The organism is Vibrio sp. QJM3NY_15 (genome assembly GCF_057785995.1).
The window spans coordinates 2,513,616-2,533,532 of the sequence record NZ_CM173517.1 but is presented as its reverse complement, the minus strand read 5'-3'; the positions used below and the strand labels follow the sequence as shown (position 1 = coordinate 2,533,532).

The window sequence follows — 19,917 nt, the reverse complement described above, 5'->3', positions numbered from 1 at the left end:
ACAAGAGTTATTTTGAGGGTTTGATGCGTTTTTTTTGCCGATGTGACCCGTTTTTTGTCATCAGAGCTAGATTCACGTACAAATATTAAGTATTTTATTACTCAGCTACTGCGCGTGTGAATATAACGTGCAGTTGCCATAACTCCGAGCTCTCGCATGCTAAGTCGCACAGTGGTATTTGCTGTACCGATACGCATCAAGAGCCAGTGACATGTTGTCACAAGGGCTTAATTGGAAATGATTATGCCTCCCGTGTTTGGAAAGGTGTTCCGTGGCGCAACAATTCGAAGATAGATTCCATCGCAAGTTTTATTACTTGCGCTTGTCGGTTACAGACGTCTGTAACTTTAAATGTACTTACTGCTTGCCGGATGGTTACAAACCGTCAGGGCAAAAAAACTCATCTTTTTTAAGTGTTCCCGAGATCAAACGCATTGTAAAAGCGTTTGCAGATTGTGGTACCTCAAAGATCCGCATTACAGGCGGAGAGCCGAGTCTGCGTAAAGACTTTCCTGAAATCATACATACCGTTGCTTCTACTCCAGGCATCGAAAAAGTAGCCACCACAACGAATGGCTACCGCATGGAGAAACAAGTAGGGCAATGGCGTGATGCTGGTTTAACCCATATAAACGTCAGCGTGGATAGCTTAGATTCACGCATGTTCCATCAGATCACTGGTGAGAATAAGTTTACTGAGGTTATGCGAGGCATTGATAGAGCGTTTGAGGTTGGCTATGAACAAGTCAAAGTCAACGTTGTATTGATGAAAGACCTCAACAGTCAGGAATTACCAGCCTTCCTTAATTGGATCAAAGACAAACCTATTCAATTACGTTTTATCGAGCTGATGAAAACCGGCGAGATGGACGAGTTGTTCGATAAACACCATGTATCTGGCGTTGCGATTCGCAATCAGCTTATTGCTAACGGTTGGCTGTTAAAAGTCAAAGCTGTTAACGATGGCCCAGCACAAGTGTTTGTCCACCCAGACTACAAGGGTGAAATTGGTTTGATCATGCCTTACGAGAAAGACTTCTGTGAGAGTTGTAACCGACTGCGTGTTTCTGCGACCGGTAAACTTCACCTATGTCTGTTTGGCGACCACGGTGTTGAACTGAGAGATCTGATTCAAGAAGATCAACAAGAGCAAGAACTCATTGATCGAATTCAGGCTCAGCTTCAAACCAAGTCCGTTAGCCACTTCTTGCATGATGGCAACAGCGGCATGACTCCAAACTTGGCGTCAATCGGCGGTTAACCCGCTATACATACTCTAAAGCATTTTATCGCTCAGCTTCTTTAAGTTGGGCGAATCAGTCTAATCATTGAAAAATTTACATAGGTGAACAAATGGGTCACGCAGAAAGCAAATTCCAAGCAGCAAACATCGCAGTACTAACCGTTTCAGATACTCGTACTGAAGAAAATGACACGTCAGGTGGTTACCTAGCTGAGCATGCTAAAGAAGCAGGCCACAACGTGGTTGATAAGCAAATTGTTATCGATGACATGTACAAGATCCGTGCGATCGTATCTCAGTGGATTGCTGATGATAGCGTTCAAGCGATTATGATCACTGGCGGTACGGGTTTCACATCTCGTGACAGCACGCCTGAAGCACTTAAGCCACTATTCGACAAAGAAGTAGAAGGCTTTGGTGAGCTTTTCCGTCAAGTATCTTACGAAGAGATCGGTACGTCGACAATTCAATCTCGTGCGATTGCGGGCTTTGCTAACCACACAGTAATCTTTGCGATGCCAGGTTCTACAGGTGCGTGTCGTACAGGTTGGACTAAGATCATCAAGCAACAGATGGATGCTAGCCACCGTCCTTGTAACTTCATGCCACATCTTTCTGTATAGGGTGGTTTGAGCATGAGCCAATTTACCCACATTAACGCGTCTGGCGAAGCGAACATGGTCGATGTATCGGCTAAAGCAGAGACAGTACGTGAAGCGAGAGCAGAAGCTTTCGTTAAAATGTCAGCAGAAACACTACAACTGATTGTTTCTGGCAGCCACCATAAAGGTGATGTTTTCGCAACGGCACGTATTGCTGGCATTCAAGCGGCGAAGAAGACGTGGGACTTGATTCCACTGTGCCACCCTTTGCTGCTAACTAAGGTCGAAGTTCAACTTGAGGCAATCGAGTCTGAAAATAAGGTTCGCATCGAATCAGTATGTAAGCTTGCTGGTAAGACAGGCGTAGAGATGGAAGCGCTAACGGCTGCTTCTGTTGCTGCACTAACCATTTACGATATGTGTAAAGCTGTTCAGAAAGACATTGTTATCGAGAATGTACGCCTATTAGAGAAGACCGGCGGTAAATCAGGTCACTTCAAGGTGGAATCATGATTACTGTACTGTTCTTTGCTCAAACTCGTGAACTTGTTGGTGTTGATAGCGTTGAAGTTGATACGCAGTTCAAGACGATTGAAGCGATTCGCAGCCACCTTGTAACACAAGAAGGCAAATGGGATATCGCATTGGAAGAGGGCAAGCTTCTGGCTGCGCTTAACCAATCAATCGTACCTTTGACGACTGAAGTGAAAGACGGCGACGAAGTGGCTTTCTTCCCACCTGTTACTGGAGGTTAGCCATGAATGACTCTCGAGTTATTGATCCAAGAGTATTAGTTACTGCTGAAGATTTTTCTGTGGGTGGCGAATACGATTATCTAGCTCAAGGCACATCTGCGGGAGCGGTTGTGACGTTTGTTGGTAAAGTTCGCGACATGAACCTTGGCGACAACGTGATTGGTTTGTCTCTAGAGCACTATCCGGGTATGACAGAGAAGTCGCTGAGCGAGATCTGTGACCAAGCTGAAGCGCGCTGGCCTATCCAGAAGATGCGAGTGATTCACCGCGTAGGTGACCTAGATATCGGTGACCAGATTGTTTACGTTGGTGTATCAAGTGCACACCGTGGCGCTGCCTTTGAAGCGTGTGAGTTTGTGATGGACTTTCTGAAAACCAAAGCGCCGTTTTGGAAAAAGGAAAGAACGACAGAAGCGACTCGTTGGGTTGATTCTCGCGATTCAGATACTAAAGCTGCGGATCGCTGGGAGAAATAATTCTCGCAATATGATGTTGCTTCAAAAATCTACTCTTTTGATTGAGACAGTAAAAAGCCGACTATTAAGGTCGGCTTTTTTGTGGATGCTACAAAGCCATTTATAAATAAGCCGCGCATTAATAAATGGTTAATCACTCCAGTTGCATATAAATTCGGTGCGTGATTTTGTCTGTCTTGGTGCATTTCTAAATCTGTTTTGGTGCAGTGCATTATGCTGTTTTGTATAAAGTGATAATCCTCACAAATAGTGGAGTCTATTTAGGGGATATGTGATGTGCAATTAGATTTCATGTGGCATTAATGTTAATTTGCCGACAGTGTTCTAGCATAAGATGCTAAATAAAAGTATCAATTCAGATACATCAACACTAAAGGCTGTTTTTTAATAAATCCCTATGTGTAATTAACTATTCATTAGGTTTTTATTAGAGATTTACACTATTACCTTGAGTAAATCGGAGAATTATCCGATTTTTTGCGACTTGTTTATGGCAAATTACTTCAATGGTTGATAGTGTGTGCCTCAATCTTTGTAAGGTTTTAGGTTTTTATGCTTAAATTTTTAGCTAAATAAATCTAAATCACTGCCGTTCAGTGAACTTAGCAAAGAAGTCATGGATGCAATACGAAAAACTTGGAGTTTATTAAATGTACAAGAATAAAATCACTCAGGCCCTTCTTCTAGGTGCTGGTTTGGCAGTGGCTGCCACTTCTACTCTTTCTATCGCTGCTGAAGTTCCAGCAGGTACAGAACTAGCAAAAGTTCAGGAACTTGTTCGCGGTAACGGTACTGAAGTAGCAACGCTGGATCCGCACAAATCTCAAGGTGTTCCAGAGTCACACGTAATTCGTGACTTGCTAGAAGGATTAGTAAACCAAGATGCTAACGGCAAGACTATCCCTGGTGTTGCTGAGACCTGGGAAACGACAGACAACCAAACGTACACATTTCACCTACGTAAAGACGCTAAATGGTCTAACGGTGATCCTGTAACAGCAAATGATTTCGTATACAGCTTCCAGCGCGCTGTTGATCCTGTAACCGCTTCTCCATACGCTTGGTACATGGAATATACCAAAATGGCGAACGCGAAAGACATCGTTGCAGGCAAGAAAGATAAGAGTGAGCTAGGTGTTAAAGCTGTAGACGATTACACGTTAGAAGTTACGCTAGATACAGCTGTACCATACTTTGTAATGATGATGGGTCACACAACAGTTAAGCCAGTACATAAGGCAACTGTTGAGAAGTTCGGTGATCAATGGACTAAACCAGAAAACTTTGTTGGCAATGGTGCATTTGTTCCAAATCAATGGGTAGTTAACGAGCGTCTTGAGCTTGTTCGTAACGAAAATTACTGGGATAACGAACACACAGTTCTTAATAAAGTAACGTTCCTGCCAATCGAAAACCAAGTTGCTGAAATGAACCGCTTCCTTTCTGGTGAGCTAGATTTCACATATGAAGTTCCTAACGAACATTTTCGTCGCTTACAAAAAGAATACCCACAAGATGTAAACATCAAGGGTAACCTGTGCACTTACTACTACCAGTTTAACGCACAGAAAGCGCCTTTCAACGATGTACGTGTACGTAAAGCGATGTCTTACGCTATGGACCGTGATATCGTGACTAAAGCGATCCTTGGCCAAGGCCAAAAACCAGCGTACTTCCTGACTCCTGAAATTACTGCTGGTTTTGACCCAGTAACTCCAGAGTATGGTCAACTTTCTCAAAAAGAGCGTATCGCTGAAGCGAAGCGTCTTCTAGAAGAAGCTGGTTACACGAAGAGTAATCCTCTTGAGTTCAATCTCCTTTACAACACATCTGAAAACCATAAGAAGCTTGCAGTCGCAATCGCATCAATGTGGAAAAAAGAGCTTGGTATTGATGCGAAACTCGAAAACCAAGAGTGGAAATCATACTTAGACAGTAAAGATACTGGTAACTTTGACGTTGCTCGTGCAGGTTGGTGTGGTGACTACAATGAAGCATCTTCATTCCTAACATTGATGGTTAGTCAAAATACTACTGCTGGTCAGCACTACAAGAGTGCAGACTATGACAAGATTATCGATAAAGCACTGCACTCTACTTCAGAAGAAGAGCGCACTAAGCTATACATTGATGCAGAAAAATTGCTAGCTAAAGACATGCCAATTGCTCCTGTCTACCAGTACGTTACAACACGTCTAGTATCGCCTCAATTAGGTGGTTACCCAGAAGGTAACGCCGAAGATAAGATTTATTCAAAAGATCTTTATATCAAAGCAAAATAACCTCCTATAAAAAATAAAATATAACTAACTTAGACCTGTGTGCGTAAAGCGCACACGGTGTCTATTTGATTTTTAATTGTCACGGACTGAAAAGAGTGAGTTTATGCTTAAATTCATTATGAAAAGGATATTTGAAGCGATTCCAACCATGTTGGTGCTGATCACTATATCTTTCTTTCTCATGCGTTTCGCACCGGGTAACCCGTTTTCAAGCGAGCGTCCATTACCGCCAGAAGTTATGGCTAACATCGAAGCTAAATACGGCTTAGATAAACCTGTATTTGAACAGTACACCACGTACTTGACCAACATCCTTCAGGGTGATTTTGGTCCATCTTTTAAATACCAAGATTACACCGTAAATGAGCTGATCGCGGTTGCACTTCCAGTATCTGCGAAGGTAGGTTTTGTAGCATTTATCTTTACCCTGATTATGGGGGTATCGGTCGGAACCATTGCCGCGCTTAAGCACAATACTTGGGTCGACTACACTATAATGTCGACCGCCATGCTCGGGGTGGTGATGCCATCCTTCGTGTTGGCACCAGCGCTTATTTACCTATTCTCTCTGCACTGGCATATTTTCCCTGCCGGCGGCTGGCACGGTGGTACGTATATGTACATCGTCCTACCCGTTATCGCGATGTCTCTTTTATATGTAGCAACCTTTGCTCGTATCACTCGCGGTAGCATGATTGAAACCCTTAACAGTAACTTTATCCGTACTGCTCGTGCTAAAGGTCTAAGCTACCGTTATATCGTTCTTAAACATGCGCTCAAACCAGCACTACTCCCTGTTGTTTCATACATGGGGCCAGCGTTCGTAGGTATCATCACAGGTTCAGTTGTTGTTGAAACCATCTTCGGCCTGCCGGGTATCGGTAAGCTGTTTGTTAACGCCGCGTTTAACCGTGATTATTCGTTAGTAATGGGTGTTACCATTTTGATTGGTTTCCTATTCATCTTGTTCAACGCAATCGTTGATATTTTACTAGCGCTTATTGACCCGAAAATTCGCTACTAGCAGGGACGCATGGTTATGTTGAAGAAAAAAGAAAACTTAGAAGCGATCGAAAAATTCTCTGAGAGTTTGGAAATTGAAGGTCGTAGCTTGTGGCAAGATGCGCGTATTCGTTTTATGCGTAACAAAGCGGCAATGGTCAGTTTGTTTATCCTTACTATCATGGTGCTATCGGTAATCTTCCTACCTATGCTAGCACAGCATGCTTATGATGATACTGACTGGTACGCAATGCATGCAGCGCCAAGCGCGGATCACTGGTTCGGTACTGACAGTTTAGGTCGTGACCTATACGTTCGTACGATGATCGGTGGCCGTATTTCTCTTATGGTTGGTGTGATGGGCGCATTCGTAGCGGTACTGATTGGTACGCTTTACGGTGCAGCTTCAGGCTTCATTGGCGGTCGCACTGACCGAGTGATGATGCGTATCCTGGAGATCTTATACGCGGTTCCTTTCATGTTCCTCGTGATCGTACTGGTGACGTTCTTTGGTCGTAATATCGTACTCATCTTTGTTGCTATCGGTGCGATTGCTTGGCTCGATATGGCGCGAATCGTACGTGGCCAAACGTTGAGTTTACGTAGTAAAGAATTCATTGAGGCTGCGCACGTATGTGGTGTCAGCAAATGGAAAATCATTACACGTCATATCGTACCGAACGTACTGGGTATTGTTGCGGTTTACTCAACGCTACTTATCCCGAGCATGATCCTTACAGAATCATTCTTATCTTTCCTTGGTCTTGGTGTTCAAGAGCCTATGACAAGCTGGGGCGCATTGCTTCAAGAAGGTTCGCAAACAATGGAAGTTGCAATCTGGCAACTGACATTCCCTGCGGCATTCATGGTAGTTACGCTGTTCTGCTTTAACTACGTAGGTGATGGTCTGCGCGACGCGCTTGATCCAAAAGACAGATAAAGAAATAGCAATTAAAAGCTATAAAAGATTAAGGAAGCAATAATGAGCTTATTAGATGTCAAAGATCTGCGCGTCGAATTTACCACGCAAGATGGTACGGTAACCGCAGTAAACGACCTGAACTTCTCACTCAACCAAGGCGAAACGCTGGGTATTGTTGGTGAGTCGGGTTCGGGTAAATCTCAAACGGTATTTGCACTGATGGGACTGCTGGCTAAGAACGGCATCATCTCAGGCAGTGCAAAGTTTGAAGGTAATGAGATTCTCAATCTACCAGAGAAAGCACTGAACAAAGTTCGCGCTGAACAGATCGCGATGATCTTCCAAGATCCAATGACGTCACTGAATCCTTACATGAAAGTATGTGATCAGCTGATGGAAGTGCTTATGCTGCATAAAGGCATGGGCAAAGCGGAAGCGTTCGAAGAATCAGTACGTATGCTGGAAGCGGTTAAAATCCCTGAGGCACGTAAACGTATTACAATGTATCCACACGAGTTTTCTGGCGGTATGCGTCAACGTGTGATGATTGCAATGGCTTTGCTATGTCGTCCAAAACTACTGATTGCTGATGAACCAACAACGGCATTGGATGTAACCATTCAAGCGCAAATCATGGAATTGTTGAACGAGCTTAAAGATGAGTTCAATACAGCAATCATCATGATCACCCATGATTTGGGTGTGGTTGCGGGTTCTTGTGACAAAGTTCTAGTGATGTACGCTGGCCGTACCATGGAATATGGCACAGTGGATGAAATCTTCTATGAGCCAAGTCACCCTTATGCGGAAGGTCTGCTTAAAGCGATTCCTCGTTTGGATACCGAAGGTGAAATTCTACCGACGATTCCAGGTAACCCACCTAACTTACTTCGCCTACCAACCGGTTGTCCTTATCAGGACCGTTGTCACCGTGTAATGGACCGTTGTAAGCAAGAAGCACCTATTTTGCAGCCATTTGCGAAAGATCGTCAGCGTGCTTGTTTTTCTGATTGGGAGACTTGGACAAAATGAGTAAAGAATTACTATTAGATATTAAAAACCTGAAGGTTCATTTTAGCATTGCGGCTAAGTCTGCTTGGCCTTGGGCTAAACCATCAAACCTTAAAGCGGTTGATGGTGTCGATGTTCACCTTTACGAAGGTGAGACTCTGGGTGTAGTAGGTGAGTCTGGCTGTGGTAAATCAACATTTGCGCGCGCAATTATTGGCTTAGTTGAGGCGACTGAAGGCGAGGTTATGTGGTTAGGTCAAGACCTGACTAAGATGCAGGAAGTGAAGCGTCGTGAGACTCGTAAAGAGATTCAGATGATCTTCCAAGACCCGCTAGCATCGCTTAACCCACGTATGTCAGTTGGAGACATTATTGCTGAGCCTCTACAAACTTTCTATCCTGAGCTTTCTAAACAGGAAGTGAAGGACAGAGTTAAAGAGATGATGGCAAAGGTTGGTCTACTACCCAACGTAATCAACCGTTACCCACATGAATTCTCTGGTGGTCAGTGTCAACGTATCGGTATCGCGCGTGCACTTATCTTGAAGCCTAAGATGATCATCTGTGATGAGCCAGTTTCTGCTCTGGATGTCTCTATCCAAGCTCAAGTAGTAAACCTTCTTATGGAACTACAGAAAGAGTTAGGTCTATCTTTGGTATTCATCGCGCACGATTTGTCAGTGGTTAAACACATCTCTGACCGTGTATTGGTGATGTACTTAGGTAATGCTGTTGAATTAGGTGAATCAGATGCCTTGTTCTCAGACCCTAAACACCCATATACCAAAGCATTGATGTCTGCAGTTCCGATTCCAGACCCACGCTTAGAGCGCAGCAAAACGATTCAGATGCTGGAGGGTGATCTCCCATCACCAATTAATCCACCATCGGGTTGTGTGTTCCGTACTCGTTGCCCCGAAGCAACCGAGGCCTGTGCGCAAACCAAGCCAACCATTCAAGGCGATGACGTACACGCAGTATCTTGCTTGCACGTGCAAGTCTAGAACCCATTTAAAACGGTTCAGCCTGTGACAGGCTTAAGCGCAACTTTTTTATGAGTTGCGCTTTTTTTGTTCCCAATATTTCTCATGAATAACCTTCTTCAAATAATTCGAACAACTAAGCCAACTTCTTCTAGTTTTGAATAAATTAGGCTTTTCTTATACTAATACCAATCGTAGTAAATAACTGCTCATCCTAGCTTGTTAAAACGCTCGATAACGGCGTTAGAATTTTTGATTGTAGAATAACTACTAACAGAAAAATTCTTCCTTGTTCTCAAGCCTTTTCTCTGCGCTATTTCTGAACATTTACTTACTGTGATTGGTATAAAAAATTTTGGATGACAGAGGTTTGGATATGGGCAAGTTAGTTGAAGGTGTTTGGCACGATGTGTGGTACGACACCAAAGAAAGCGGTGGTAAGTTTGTTCGTGAAGATGCGGGCTTTCGCAGTTGGATCGAGAACAAAGCTGGTGCGCAGTTTGAGCCAGAAAGTGGTCGTTATCACCTATACGTATCGTTAGCTTGTCCTTGGGCGCACCGTACTCTTATCTTCAGAGAGCTAAAAGGCCTAACCGATCATATTGACGTGACAGTGGTTTGCCCCGATATGATGAGCGAAGGCTGGCAAATGGGTTTGCCTGAACCTTTGTTTGGTCATACTCGTATGCACCAAATCTACACTCAAGCCAAACCTGACTACTCAGGCCGAGTAACGGTTCCAGTGCTATGGGATAAGAAAACCAACACCATCGTGAGTAACGAATCCTCTGAAATTATCCGCATGTTCAACTCAGAATTTAATGAGTTAACAGGCAACACCGATGACTACTATCCGTGGGAATTGTCCAAGAAGATTGATGAGTGGAATGACTACATCTATCCAAGCATTAATAACGGCGTTTATCGTACTGGCTTTGCAACCACACAAGAAGCTTATGAAGAAGCGTATGACGCGTTATTTGAGGCGTTAGACAAAGTAGATGCACATCTTAGTGAACATCGTTATCTAGCGGGTAATGATATCACAGAAGCAGATTGGAGATTGTTTACCACTCTGGTTAGATTCGATGCAGTGTATGTTGGCCACTTTAAGTGTAACAAGCAGCGAATTTCAGACTACGTCCATATTCAGGGCTACTTAAAAGAACTCTATCAGATTGAAGGCATCAAAGAGACGACCGACTTTTATCACATCAAGCGTCACTACTATTACAGTCACACAGGTATCAACCCAACTCAAGTTGTGCCGAAAGGACCTGCGCTAGATTTAGAATCAGCCCATGGGCGAGGCTAGATTCATCTTAAGAGCATCAAATAACCTTAAGCATTAGACATAAAAAAACCCTAGATAAGAATCTAGGGTTTTTTGCTTCTACAAAAGAAAAATTAATTAATTACTTTTTCTTCAGCTTGAGCTGCTTGGTCTGCTTGGATAGCCGTTAGAGCTACTGTGTAAACGATATCGTCTACTAGAGCGCCACGAGACAAGTCATTTACTGGCTTGCGCATACCTTGAAGCATTGGACCGATAGATACTAGGTCTGCTGAACGCTGTACCGCTTTGTAAGTCGTGTTACCCGTGTTTAGGTCTGGGAATACGAATACTGTCGCTTTACCTGCAACTGGAGAGTTTGGTGCTTTAGAAGCAGCAACGTTTTCCATGATAGCAGCGTCGTACTGAAGAGGACCGTCGATCACTAGATCAGGACGTTTCGCTTGAGCAAGTTTAGTTGCTTCACGTACTTTATCTACGTCTGCACCTTTACCAGATTCACCAGTAGAGTAAGAGATCATAGCAACGCGTGGGTCGATACCGAATGCCGCAGCAGAATCTGCAGATTGGATAGCGATTTCAGCAAGCTGTTCAGCTGTTGGATCTGGGTTGATCGCACAGTCACCGTATACAAGCACTTGATCAGGCAGAAGCATGAAGAAGATTGAAGATACGATAGAAGCATCAGGAGCAGTCTTGATGATCTGGAACGGAGGAACGATTGTGTTCGCCGTTGTGTGAACAGCACCAGAAACTAGGCCGTCAACTTCGCCAGCTTCAAGCATCATAGTGCCTAGGAATACTGAATCTTCTAGCTTCTCACGAGCAACAACTTCAGTCATACCTTTAGCGCCACGAAGTTCTACTAGACGAGCTACGTAGTTTTCGCGAACAGATGCAGAATCGATGATCTCAACGCCAGCGCCTAGCTCAACACCTTGTTGTGCAGCAACGCGACGGATTTCGTCTGGGTTACCAAGCAGCACACAAGTTGCGATACCGCGTTCAGCACAGATAGAAGCTGCTTTAACAGTACGTGGCTCATCACCTTCAGGAAGAACGATACGTTTAGCCGCTTTACGAGCAAATTCAGTTAACTGGTAACGGAATGCTGGTGGGCTTAGACGACGAATGCCTTGAGTACCTTCAGATAGAGAATCAATCCAAGGGCCATCGATGTGGCTAGCAACGTGATCGTTAACGAACTCGATACGCTCTTTATCGTCTGCAGGTACTTCTAGGTTGAAGCTCTGTAGGTTAAGAGACGTCTGCCAAGTGTTACCTTGAGCCTTGAAGATCGGTAGACCTGAAGCGAATGCTGGTGCACAAAGGTTAGCAATGCTTTCTGGAATGTCGTAACCGCCAGTCAGTAAGATTGCGCCAATTTCAACACCGTTTTTCGCAGCAAGAGCCGCAGCAACGATAACGTCAGGACGGTCTGCAGAAGTTACTAGCAGTGAACCTGGTTTGAAGTGCTCAATCATGTGCGGTAGAGAACGTGCACAGAAAGTGATGCTCTTAATACGACGCGTTGAGATTTCGCCTTCGTTAACGATTTCAGCGTTAAGGTGTTTAGCCATATCAACCGCACGAGTAGCGATTAGGTCGATGCTCCATGGCACACAGCCAAGAACACGGATAGGGCTAGAGTTGAAGATTTGCATTACTTCAAGGTTCGCTTGTTGAGCGCTATCTGCATCATCGAAGATTTCAGAAAGGTCAGGGCGAGTACGGCCAGCTTCATCAACAGGAGCATTCAGTTTGTTAATAATAACGCCTGAGATATTCTTGTTTTTAGTGCCGCCGAAGTTAGAACATGCTACTTCGATGTGCTCTTTAAGCTGAATAGGGTTGTATGTACCCGGAGTCGCAACGAATACGATCTCTGCGCCTAGTGTTTTAGCGATTTCCGCGTTCACTTGGTTAGCAAATGGGTGCTTACGAGTAGGTACTAGACCTTCGATTAGCGTTACTTCTGCGTCCTTGTTGATCTTGTTGTATTGCTCAACAACAGACTCTAGAAGCTCGTCCATTTTTTCGCTACCGATCAAAGCTTCAGCTTTAGTCATTGCGATTGGCTCACCAATCTTAATGTCGCTGTTTGCGCTGATGATAGTAGACGTTAAATCAGGTTGGTTACCACCGCTACGAGGTTGAGCGATTGGCTTGTAGAAAGAAACACTTACGCCCTTACGCTCCATAGCGCGAAGAACACCCATGCTAACACTAGTAAGACCAACACCAGCGCTTGTAGGGATAAGCATAATAGTACGGGACATTGACGAACACCTTTGACTATTGGAAATAAAAAAAGCTCAACTTCTGTTCCTACCGACATTTAAATTGGGGTAGGAATAGAAGTTGAGCCCCATTTTCGTAGTATGAAAAACTGACTAGCTTCGAGTGAAGCTAGTCAGAAAAATCAATTAAAGACCTGCTAGTTTCGCAGTGTCTTCAGCAATTACTAGCTCTTCATTAGTAGAGATAACCATTGCAGGGATACGGCTGTTAGCTGTAGTGATAGTACCTTCGCCGCCGAAACGAGCTTTAAGGTTAGCTTCACCGTCAACTTCGATGCCGAAGATGCCTAGGCGGTTAAGAACCATTTCACGGATTGGGCCAGAGTTCTCGCCGATGCCGCCAGTGAAAGTGATTGCGTCTAGACGACCTTCTAGAGTTGCAGTGTAACCAGCAACGTACTTAGCTAGACGGTGACAGAACACGTCCATTGCACGAGTTGCTTCTTCTTTCTCACCGTAGTTGTCTTCAACGAAACGACAGTCAGAAGTCACTTCAGTTAGACCAGCTAGGCCAGACTCTTTAGTTAGCATGTTGTTGATTTCTTCAACAGAGTAACCAAGAGCGTCGTGTAGGTGGAAGATGATCGCAGGATCTAGGTCACCACAACGAGTACCCATTACTAGACCTTCAAGAGGAGTAAGACCCATAGAAGTATCTACAGATTGACCGTTCTTGATAGCACATACAGATGCGCCGTTACCTAGGTGACAGTTGATGATGTTAACTTCTTCAACTGGCTTGTTTAGTAGACCAGCTACTTCACGAGTAATGAACAGGTGAGAAGTACCGTGCATGCCGTAACGACGGATACCGTGCTCTTTGTACAGGTTGTACGGTAGAGCGTATAGGTAAGACTCAGAAGGCATTGTTTGGTGGAACGCAGTGTCAAATACAGCAACGTTTTGTAGGCCAGGGAAGTTCTGTTGAGCTGCTTCGATACCGATAAGGTGAGCTGGGTTGTGAAGAGGTGCAAAAGTTGCAGCGTCTTGAATACCCTTAAGTACTTCATCAGTGATAAGTGCAGATGAAGTGAACTGCTCGCCACCGTGTACGATACGGTGACCGATAGCGCCAAGGTTAGCTTTAAGCTCAGGCTTAGAAGCAAGAATAGTTTCTACCATGAAAGATAGTGCTTCTACGTGAGCTGCGCCCGCGCCTAGTTGTGCTTCATGCTTGCCGTCAAGTTTCCACTTCATACGAGCTTCTGGAAGACCAAGACACTCAGCAAGACCAGTTAGGTGCTCAGCACCTGTTTCTGCATCAACAACAGCAAATTTAAGAGAAGAACTACCACAGTTTAAAACTAAAACTAGCTTAGACATTAATGACTACCTGTTTATTTTTCTGATCGAAATCAGTTAAGGATGAAAATTAATCTCAAGAATAGTCGAAGCACATAGGCTTGCGTACTAACCTTGGTCAAAAAAACGTTAATTTCCGTATTAAAGTGAAAGCGCACTTTTTCAGAAAAAGAGGCTTTTGCATTCCTTGCAGAAGTCGCCCCAAAGTTGCTTAAATTGTAAATAAGGGCAACAATGAGATTGAGGTCTGCAAATAATAGCGATATTGTGCAAATATAACAAAAAAATTTGAAAGAATATTATTTTTCGTCAAATTTTTGTGTTTTTAGTTGATGATTTCAACTTTTTTTTAACGGGAGACTCATATGAGTAATAGAGTTGGTTTAGCGAGCAGTTTAAAAGATGGCCAAAAGTACATGGATCTCTGGCCTGTTCGAAAAGAGTTAAACGCTATCTTCCCTGAACAGCGCATCATTAAAGCCACGCGTTTTGGTGTGAAAGTGATGCCAGCGATAGCCGCTATTAGTATTCTTACACAAATGGTCTTCAATAATTATCATGCGATGCCACAAGCTGTTGTTATGGCGTTGTTTGCGATCAGCTTGCCACTTCAAGGCATGTGGTGGTTAGGTAACCGTTCGAACACTCAATTACCGCCAGCATTGGTTTCTTGGTATCGAGAGCTGCATGAGAAGATCAGCGAAACGGGTTTTGCATTGGAACCAATGAAGCCACGCCCTCGTTATAAAGAATTGGCGATCATTTTGAATCGCGCTTTCCGCCAGTTAGATAAATCTTCAATGGAACGTTGGTTCTAAGAATATCTGGTCTTTCCCTATCGTCTGAGGACAGCTACACATCGATATTGGCTTGTTCTCAGACTCGTTCCGTTTGAACTTCATTATTCATATCACCTATCTCTCGTTATTCACTCCATTGCTTACCTAATAACTCAAGTAAACTTACCTTTCCTCACATATTTCGAGCCTTGTTGTGTTTTTGTTAAATATCACTTCAACTTATCAATGGTTACTGGTAAAAATATCAATAGTGGATTTGATGTTGTCTCTTTAGATCGAGCAATAACAACGAGAGCTTGATGAAGGGAATATTAATGGGTTCTGTAAGAAGAGTTTTAACGGCTGGTTTCAGCTGTTTTTTGTTGCTATGGACTGGCAGCGCGATGGCAAATATCGCCAAAGTCTCGGTCTCACAAGTTGTAGACCATCCTGATCTGAACGCGACACGTTTGGGGCTTCTTGAAGGGTTAAGAGCGAAAGGGTATGAACCCGGCAAAAATCTAGAGTTTTCCTATGAGATGGCCGATGGTAGCCCAGCTCAAGCGGCAAAAATAGCAAGAGAGTTGGCTAGCGAAAATCCTCACGTATTAGTTGGTATAGCCACACCTACCTCACAAGCATTGGTTTCCGCAACTCGATCTATTCCGATCGTATTTACTGCGGTGACCGATCCGATTGGTGCAAGGCTTGTCAAACAACTCAATAACCCTGGAAAAAACGTGACCGGCCTTTCTGACCTCTCTCCTGTGTCGCAACACGTTTCGTTGATTAAAGAACTGCTCCCTAAAGCGAGTTCAATTGGTGTTGTCTACAACCCTGCAGAAGCTAACGCGGTTGCACTGATTAAGCTATTGAAAAAGTCGGCCCGAGCGAATGGATTCAAACTTTATACTGCGACAGCACTGACTATCGATGATGTGGAATCAAAAGCTGAATCTGTCGCTAAAAAATCAGATGTTATCTACGCGCTGACCGACAACACAGTAGCAAGTGGTATTGAAGATCTAATCCAAGCAGCAAATCAATCGGGTACTCCCGTTGTCGCAGGGGCAACCTCTTATGTAGGGAAGGGCGCCATTGCAGGTTTAGGCCTAGATTATTATGACGTAGGTGTTCAAACTGCTGATTATGTAGCGGCAATACTTGAGGGACAAAAGCCCGGAAAGTTGAATGTGAAAACAGCGAAGAGCTCACAGCTTGTCATCAATTTGGATGCGGCTCGTGAACTGGGCGTAACCCTTCCTCAGTCTGTGATCGATCGTGCGATTGTTAGCCGTTAGTAATAACTAGAATGATGAACATAGGTTGCATATAAATAATCTTGTTAACAGTATTAAAACAGTTGATAGAAATTAGTAAATTAACTCAACATAATGGTGTTATTTCTCTAATTTGTTCTTTTATAAGTGGTTATTTTGTTCACTTCGAATGGGTTATTTGGCCGTAAGCTATGCTGTTAATATGAATTTACATTATTTTACATCGAGAGAGTTGGCAATTAATGTCATAATATTAATGGGGTAAATGAAAATAGCTAAGCGCTAAGAGCACATGATATGAAAGTTAACAGGCACTTTAGCCTTACCTTTGTTTTTGGTTTCCCTGCTGTGATCGCAGCGATGTTACTTAGCTTGATTGCAAAGAACCATTTTGACTCGGTAGAGAAAGACATCAGCAATGAATTTCAACGTATCGAAGAAGTTTTTAAACGAACGACTAAGATCGTTACCGCGCTAGATTATAGTTTCTCAAACTACTACAAATCAGGTAACCCTCTTTTCCTTGACCACAACAAACAGGTGGTTGATGGCCTTTGCCAAATTTGGCCAATTGATAGCCTGCTTCTTGCCGAAGGCAAAACTACCGATATCCCTTCTGTTGATATTGACTACATGCTGGTCGGTGAAGAGTCTTTATGTACAGAAACAAGTAGTACCTATAAAAGTGCTTCGGAGAAAATAGCTCTAGCACCTATTCTCTCATTTCTCTCGCAACTTGATGAATACCACGATGGTGTCCACTTTATTGATAAACGTGGGTACGTTATTTCGTCACCGGAAGATTTTGCCAAAGGGTTAGGAAAGGAATTACTTTCGACCATCAAAAGCCGTCCATATTGGCAAAAAACTGCCAACAACCCTGATCTGTTGACTTTATCTGGTCCTGCATATCGGTTTGATTCCCTTGACCGTATGATCAGCATGACGATCCCTGTCTTTCATAAAGGCGAACATCAAGGGATGTTATCGGTTGATATTGATGCTGGAAAACTACTTGCTATTGCTAATGAACACTTAGCCGGTCGAATCGATATTATTGATACTACCTTAACTAGCCCAAGAGATTCCGCGGCTTTCTATCATAAAATTGAGCTAGAGGGCGTAGCATCTCATCATGCTATGTACTACGAATTGAATTTGGTTGATGAGGCTCGACACTTTTTCGTTTATGAAAAAGACAGCCTTATTGTCGCTATCATTGTGTATCTATTCTCTGTAACCATCTTTTTTTACGTTAATTCCAATATTGAACGCGGTTATTTCAAAGATCTTGCTGCTAAAGATCCAATGACAGGACTATTGAATCGGCGCGGTTTAGAAGCGTTTTGGCGCAGCGTAGAGCATGATCAACTGTTCGCCTTAACTGTATTTGATATCGATGATTTCAAGTTGATTAATGACACCTTCGGCCACGATAAAGGCGACGATGTCATCCGTTATATGTCGCGCCAGATAAGTAATAGCATTCGAAGTAGTGATGTTGCAGCGAGATTTGGTGGTGAAGAGTTCGTTGTCTATCTGAAAGGGGATGATCGAGAAACATTAATCAGAACATTGCAGCGTGTAAAAAGCGCGGTTTGCTCTAAATCTGAGGATATCATCCCTAATGGCTTCACGGTATCTGGCGGCGTGTGCATTGTTGAAACGGAGCAAAGCAAACTCAACTTTGAAGAGATATTTAAGTACGCCGATGAAAAACTGTACGTGGCTAAGACGACCGGTAAAGACCGAATCGAGTTTTAACCATGTTACTGAGATCTTGCGCTTTAAAGGAGGAGAGGGGCTGATGACTCTCCCTTGCTAAGACATATTAAGCTGAGTGGAAATGCTCTTCTTGATAGCGTTGTAGGCGCTCTACGATAGGCGGCGCTTTCTTGAAAGTACGAATTTCTTTAAACAGTTCGTTCGCTTCAGGGTAGCCTTTACTTAAATAGACAAACCATTGTTTCACTCTATTGGGGTAGTACATGCCTTTATCCCCTTTAATTTGAAACTCTGAATAGCGCAGTAAAAGTGCGATCACTCTATCCCACGGCATTTTCTGGTGGTTGTGCTTAACGACATTACCAAGGTTTGGAATATTAAAAGCGCCGCGGCAGACCATTAATGAATCGACGCCCGTTGCCTCAATACAATCTTGGCCATCTTGATAGTTCCAAATTTCCCCATTCGCAATCAACGGCAGAGAGGTCTTCTCTCTTATTTGGTTGATGTAATCCCATTTGATTTCGCTAGCTTTGTAGCCGCCAACTTTGGTTCGCGCATGCACGGTAAGTTCGTCAGCTTTTGCTTGCTCGATCGCGTCGACAATTTCAAAACATTCTTCAGGGTGTTCCCAACCTAATCGAATTTTTGCAGACACGGGGATGTGCGCAGGGACCGCTTCACGGCAAGCTTTCACCACTTGATAGATGAGCTCTGGCTCTTTTAGCAGCGACGCTCCACCATTGCTTTTATTCACCGCTTTCGCAGGGCACCCAAAGTTAATATCGATGCCTTTAGCGCCTAAGCTGGCCGCTTGGAAGGCATTCTCAGCCATCCAATTTGGGTGCTGTCCAAGAAGTTGGAGGTGAATAGGTACACCTGCCATGGTTTGAGAGCCTTGATGTAATTCAGGGCAAATACGGTGGAAAACATGCGGGGGAAGAAGTTGATCAACGATACGCACGAATTCAGTGACACAGAGATCATAGTCATTAATCTCTGTAAGAATTTCGCGCATTAGATGATCAAGAACGCCCTCCATAGGGCCAAGTATTACTCGCATGCTGTTTTTTTACCGAAACTGAGTGGACCGAAAATTAAGAGGCGTGATTGTACGGCTTGCTCACAGGATTGTCACTACGAGAGTGGGGCTCCTGTTGTCATGTTTACTTGAGCGGTTAGTGGCGACATGCTGGGTTTGATAACGCTATAATGGACAAAATGATTTAAAACACTCGAGCTTTCATGACATATCAATTATTAAGCCTACCAGAACAAGTTACAGACATTACACCGCAGTTTATTGAAGGTGCTATCCTTGCGTCTAATCTAGCGACTAAGCCATTAGATCCAGAAGAATGGCTGGCTATCGTTGTGCCTGAAGCGGGCAAAGAGCTGGTAACAATCGTGACGGAACAAATTAACCGTCAGCACAACCTGATTCAGCGTAGTGAATACTTACTAGCCGATGTGTTTGCGGAAGGTGACTTTAACGAGCAATTCGCTGATTTCGCGGAAGGCTTTATGATGGTTTGGCCTACGATTGAAGAGCAGTGGCAAAGTGTGACCGTAGCGGATGGTACGCTGCGTATGCTACAAGCACTGCTAACTACATTGATGCTGGCGATCGATGAAGAACAAACCCAACAACAAATGGTCGCTGCTGGCCTTCAGAATCCGCCATCGCTTGTTGACTTGGTTGGTCAGATTGATTTGATGATTTCTGAAGTGGCTCTTGCGGCAGATGAAGCCATGTTGGGTAATAAGTCACAAAGCGTGAACCCATTTAAAGACATTGGTCGAAACGACTTATGTCCGTGTGAAAGTGGCAAGAAATTCAAGCAATGTTGCGGTAAGAACAGCTAATCGAGACTTGTTGATAGATTAAGCTTTAATGATCATCAGATTCTCTTTAAGTGATAAAAGCTTAAGCAATAAAAAAGTCGACCTGTTGGTCGACT

At 43.7% G+C, this 19,917-nt stretch carries 18 protein-coding genes and 1 riboswitch; of the genes, 15 read left to right on the top strand and 3 right to left on the bottom strand.

What is annotated here, in order from left to right; all coding sequences use genetic code 11:
- Nucleotides 1-130: 130 nt before the first annotated feature.
- Nucleotides 131-283: riboswitch (molybdenum cofactor riboswitch) on the top strand.
- From moaA to AC3CKG_RS11190, 11 genes are all read left to right on the top strand, one after another.
- Nucleotides 272-1,261 (top strand): GTP 3',8-cyclase MoaA, encoded by a 990-nt coding sequence (gene moaA, locus AC3CKG_RS11240; RefSeq protein ID WP_488528363.1) that lies wholly within the window; start codon nucleotides 272-274, stop codon nucleotides 1,259-1,261. It overlaps the preceding riboswitch by 12 nt.
- Nucleotides 1,262-1,353: 92 nt before the next feature.
- Nucleotides 1,354-1,866: a molybdenum cofactor biosynthesis protein B gene (gene moaB / locus AC3CKG_RS11235; RefSeq protein WP_010437177.1), complete on the top strand. Its 513-nt coding sequence runs from the start codon at nucleotides 1,354-1,356 to the stop codon at nucleotides 1,864-1,866.
- A gap of 12 nt (nucleotides 1,867-1,878) precedes the next feature.
- Nucleotides 1,879-2,358, top strand: coding sequence for a cyclic pyranopterin monophosphate synthase MoaC (moaC, locus tag AC3CKG_RS11230; protein ID WP_099165352.1), 480 nt, complete (start codon nucleotides 1,879-1,881; stop codon nucleotides 2,356-2,358).
- Nucleotides 2,355-2,600, top strand: coding sequence for a molybdopterin synthase sulfur carrier subunit (moaD, locus tag AC3CKG_RS11225; protein ID WP_065103215.1), 246 nt, complete (start codon nucleotides 2,355-2,357; stop codon nucleotides 2,598-2,600). Before moaC ends, moaD begins: the two co-directional genes overlap by 4 nt.
- 2 nt (nucleotides 2,601-2,602) lie before the next feature.
- Nucleotides 2,603-3,076, top strand: a complete 474-nt coding sequence (gene moaE / locus AC3CKG_RS11220; protein WP_102351725.1) for a molybdopterin synthase catalytic subunit MoaE — start codon at nucleotides 2,603-2,605, stop codon at nucleotides 3,074-3,076.
- Between the two features lie 650 nt (nucleotides 3,077-3,726).
- Nucleotides 3,727-5,358, top strand: coding sequence for an ABC transporter substrate-binding protein (locus AC3CKG_RS11215; protein WP_171314119.1), 1,632 nt, complete (start codon nucleotides 3,727-3,729; stop codon nucleotides 5,356-5,358).
- 103 nt (nucleotides 5,359-5,461) lie between these two features.
- Complete coding sequence (gene oppB / locus AC3CKG_RS11210) at nucleotides 5,462-6,382, top strand: oligopeptide ABC transporter permease OppB (RefSeq protein WP_017078103.1); 921 nt, start codon at nucleotides 5,462-5,464, stop codon at nucleotides 6,380-6,382.
- 15 nt (nucleotides 6,383-6,397) lie between these two features.
- A complete protein-coding gene (gene oppC, locus AC3CKG_RS11205) occupies nucleotides 6,398-7,300 on the top strand; it encodes an oligopeptide ABC transporter permease OppC (protein ID WP_017088567.1) in 903 nt (300 codons plus the stop codon).
- A 42-nt stretch (nucleotides 7,301-7,342) separates the two neighbouring features.
- Nucleotides 7,343-8,314 (top strand): ABC transporter ATP-binding protein, encoded by a 972-nt coding sequence (gene oppD, locus AC3CKG_RS11200; protein ID WP_017107310.1) that lies wholly within the window; start codon nucleotides 7,343-7,345, stop codon nucleotides 8,312-8,314.
- The gene (oppF, locus tag AC3CKG_RS11195; RefSeq protein ID WP_004734019.1) at nucleotides 8,311-9,297 is read left to right on the top strand and encodes a murein tripeptide/oligopeptide ABC transporter ATP binding protein OppF; all 987 of its coding nucleotides are present in this window, start codon (nucleotides 8,311-8,313) and stop codon (nucleotides 9,295-9,297) included. Before oppD ends, oppF begins: the two co-directional genes overlap by 4 nt.
- 355 nt (nucleotides 9,298-9,652) lie before the next feature.
- Nucleotides 9,653-10,591, top strand: a complete 939-nt coding sequence (locus AC3CKG_RS11190) for a glutathione S-transferase family protein (RefSeq protein ID WP_488528362.1) — start codon at nucleotides 9,653-9,655, stop codon at nucleotides 10,589-10,591.
- A 92-nt stretch (nucleotides 10,592-10,683) separates the two neighbouring features.
- On the opposite strand, the gene pta is transcribed toward AC3CKG_RS11190, so the two are convergent.
- Together pta and AC3CKG_RS11180 are read right to left on the bottom strand one after the other, a co-directional pair.
- Entirely contained in the window at nucleotides 10,684-12,849 is a 2,166-nt protein-coding gene (gene pta, locus AC3CKG_RS11185) for a phosphate acetyltransferase (protein ID WP_017088569.1), read from the bottom strand.
- Nucleotides 12,850-12,996: 147 nt separating this feature from the next.
- The gene (locus AC3CKG_RS11180) at nucleotides 12,997-14,193 is read right to left on the bottom strand and encodes an acetate kinase (RefSeq protein WP_017107306.1); all 1,197 of its coding nucleotides are present in this window, start codon (nucleotides 14,191-14,193) and stop codon (nucleotides 12,997-12,999) included.
- A gap of 344 nt (nucleotides 14,194-14,537) precedes the next feature.
- Here AC3CKG_RS11180 and yfbV point away from each other — a divergent pair, with 344 nt between their 5' ends.
- From yfbV to AC3CKG_RS11165, 3 genes are all read left to right on the top strand, one after another.
- Nucleotides 14,538-14,990, top strand: a complete 453-nt coding sequence (gene yfbV / locus AC3CKG_RS11175; RefSeq protein WP_017084030.1) for a terminus macrodomain insulation protein YfbV — start codon at nucleotides 14,538-14,540, stop codon at nucleotides 14,988-14,990.
- Nucleotides 14,991-15,286: 296 nt separating this feature from the next.
- Nucleotides 15,287-16,252, top strand: a complete 966-nt coding sequence (locus AC3CKG_RS11170) for an ABC transporter substrate binding protein (RefSeq protein ID WP_488529247.1) — start codon at nucleotides 15,287-15,289, stop codon at nucleotides 16,250-16,252.
- 276 nt (nucleotides 16,253-16,528) lie between these two features.
- Nucleotides 16,529-17,995, top strand: coding sequence for a GGDEF domain-containing protein (locus tag AC3CKG_RS11165; RefSeq protein ID WP_102266330.1), 1,467 nt, complete (start codon nucleotides 16,529-16,531; stop codon nucleotides 17,993-17,995).
- Between the two features lie 67 nt (nucleotides 17,996-18,062).
- Here the strand turns inward: AC3CKG_RS11165 and dusC are convergent, their stop codons facing one another.
- Nucleotides 18,063-19,019, bottom strand: coding sequence for a tRNA dihydrouridine(16) synthase DusC (gene dusC, locus AC3CKG_RS11160; protein ID WP_017107304.1), 957 nt, complete (start codon nucleotides 19,017-19,019; stop codon nucleotides 18,063-18,065).
- A 182-nt stretch (nucleotides 19,020-19,201) separates the two neighbouring features.
- Between dusC and AC3CKG_RS11155 the strand changes: the two genes are divergently transcribed.
- Nucleotides 19,202-19,822, top strand: a complete 621-nt coding sequence (locus AC3CKG_RS11155) for a YecA/YgfB family protein (RefSeq protein ID WP_488528361.1) — start codon at nucleotides 19,202-19,204, stop codon at nucleotides 19,820-19,822.
- Nucleotides 19,823-19,917: the final 95 nt, after the last annotated feature.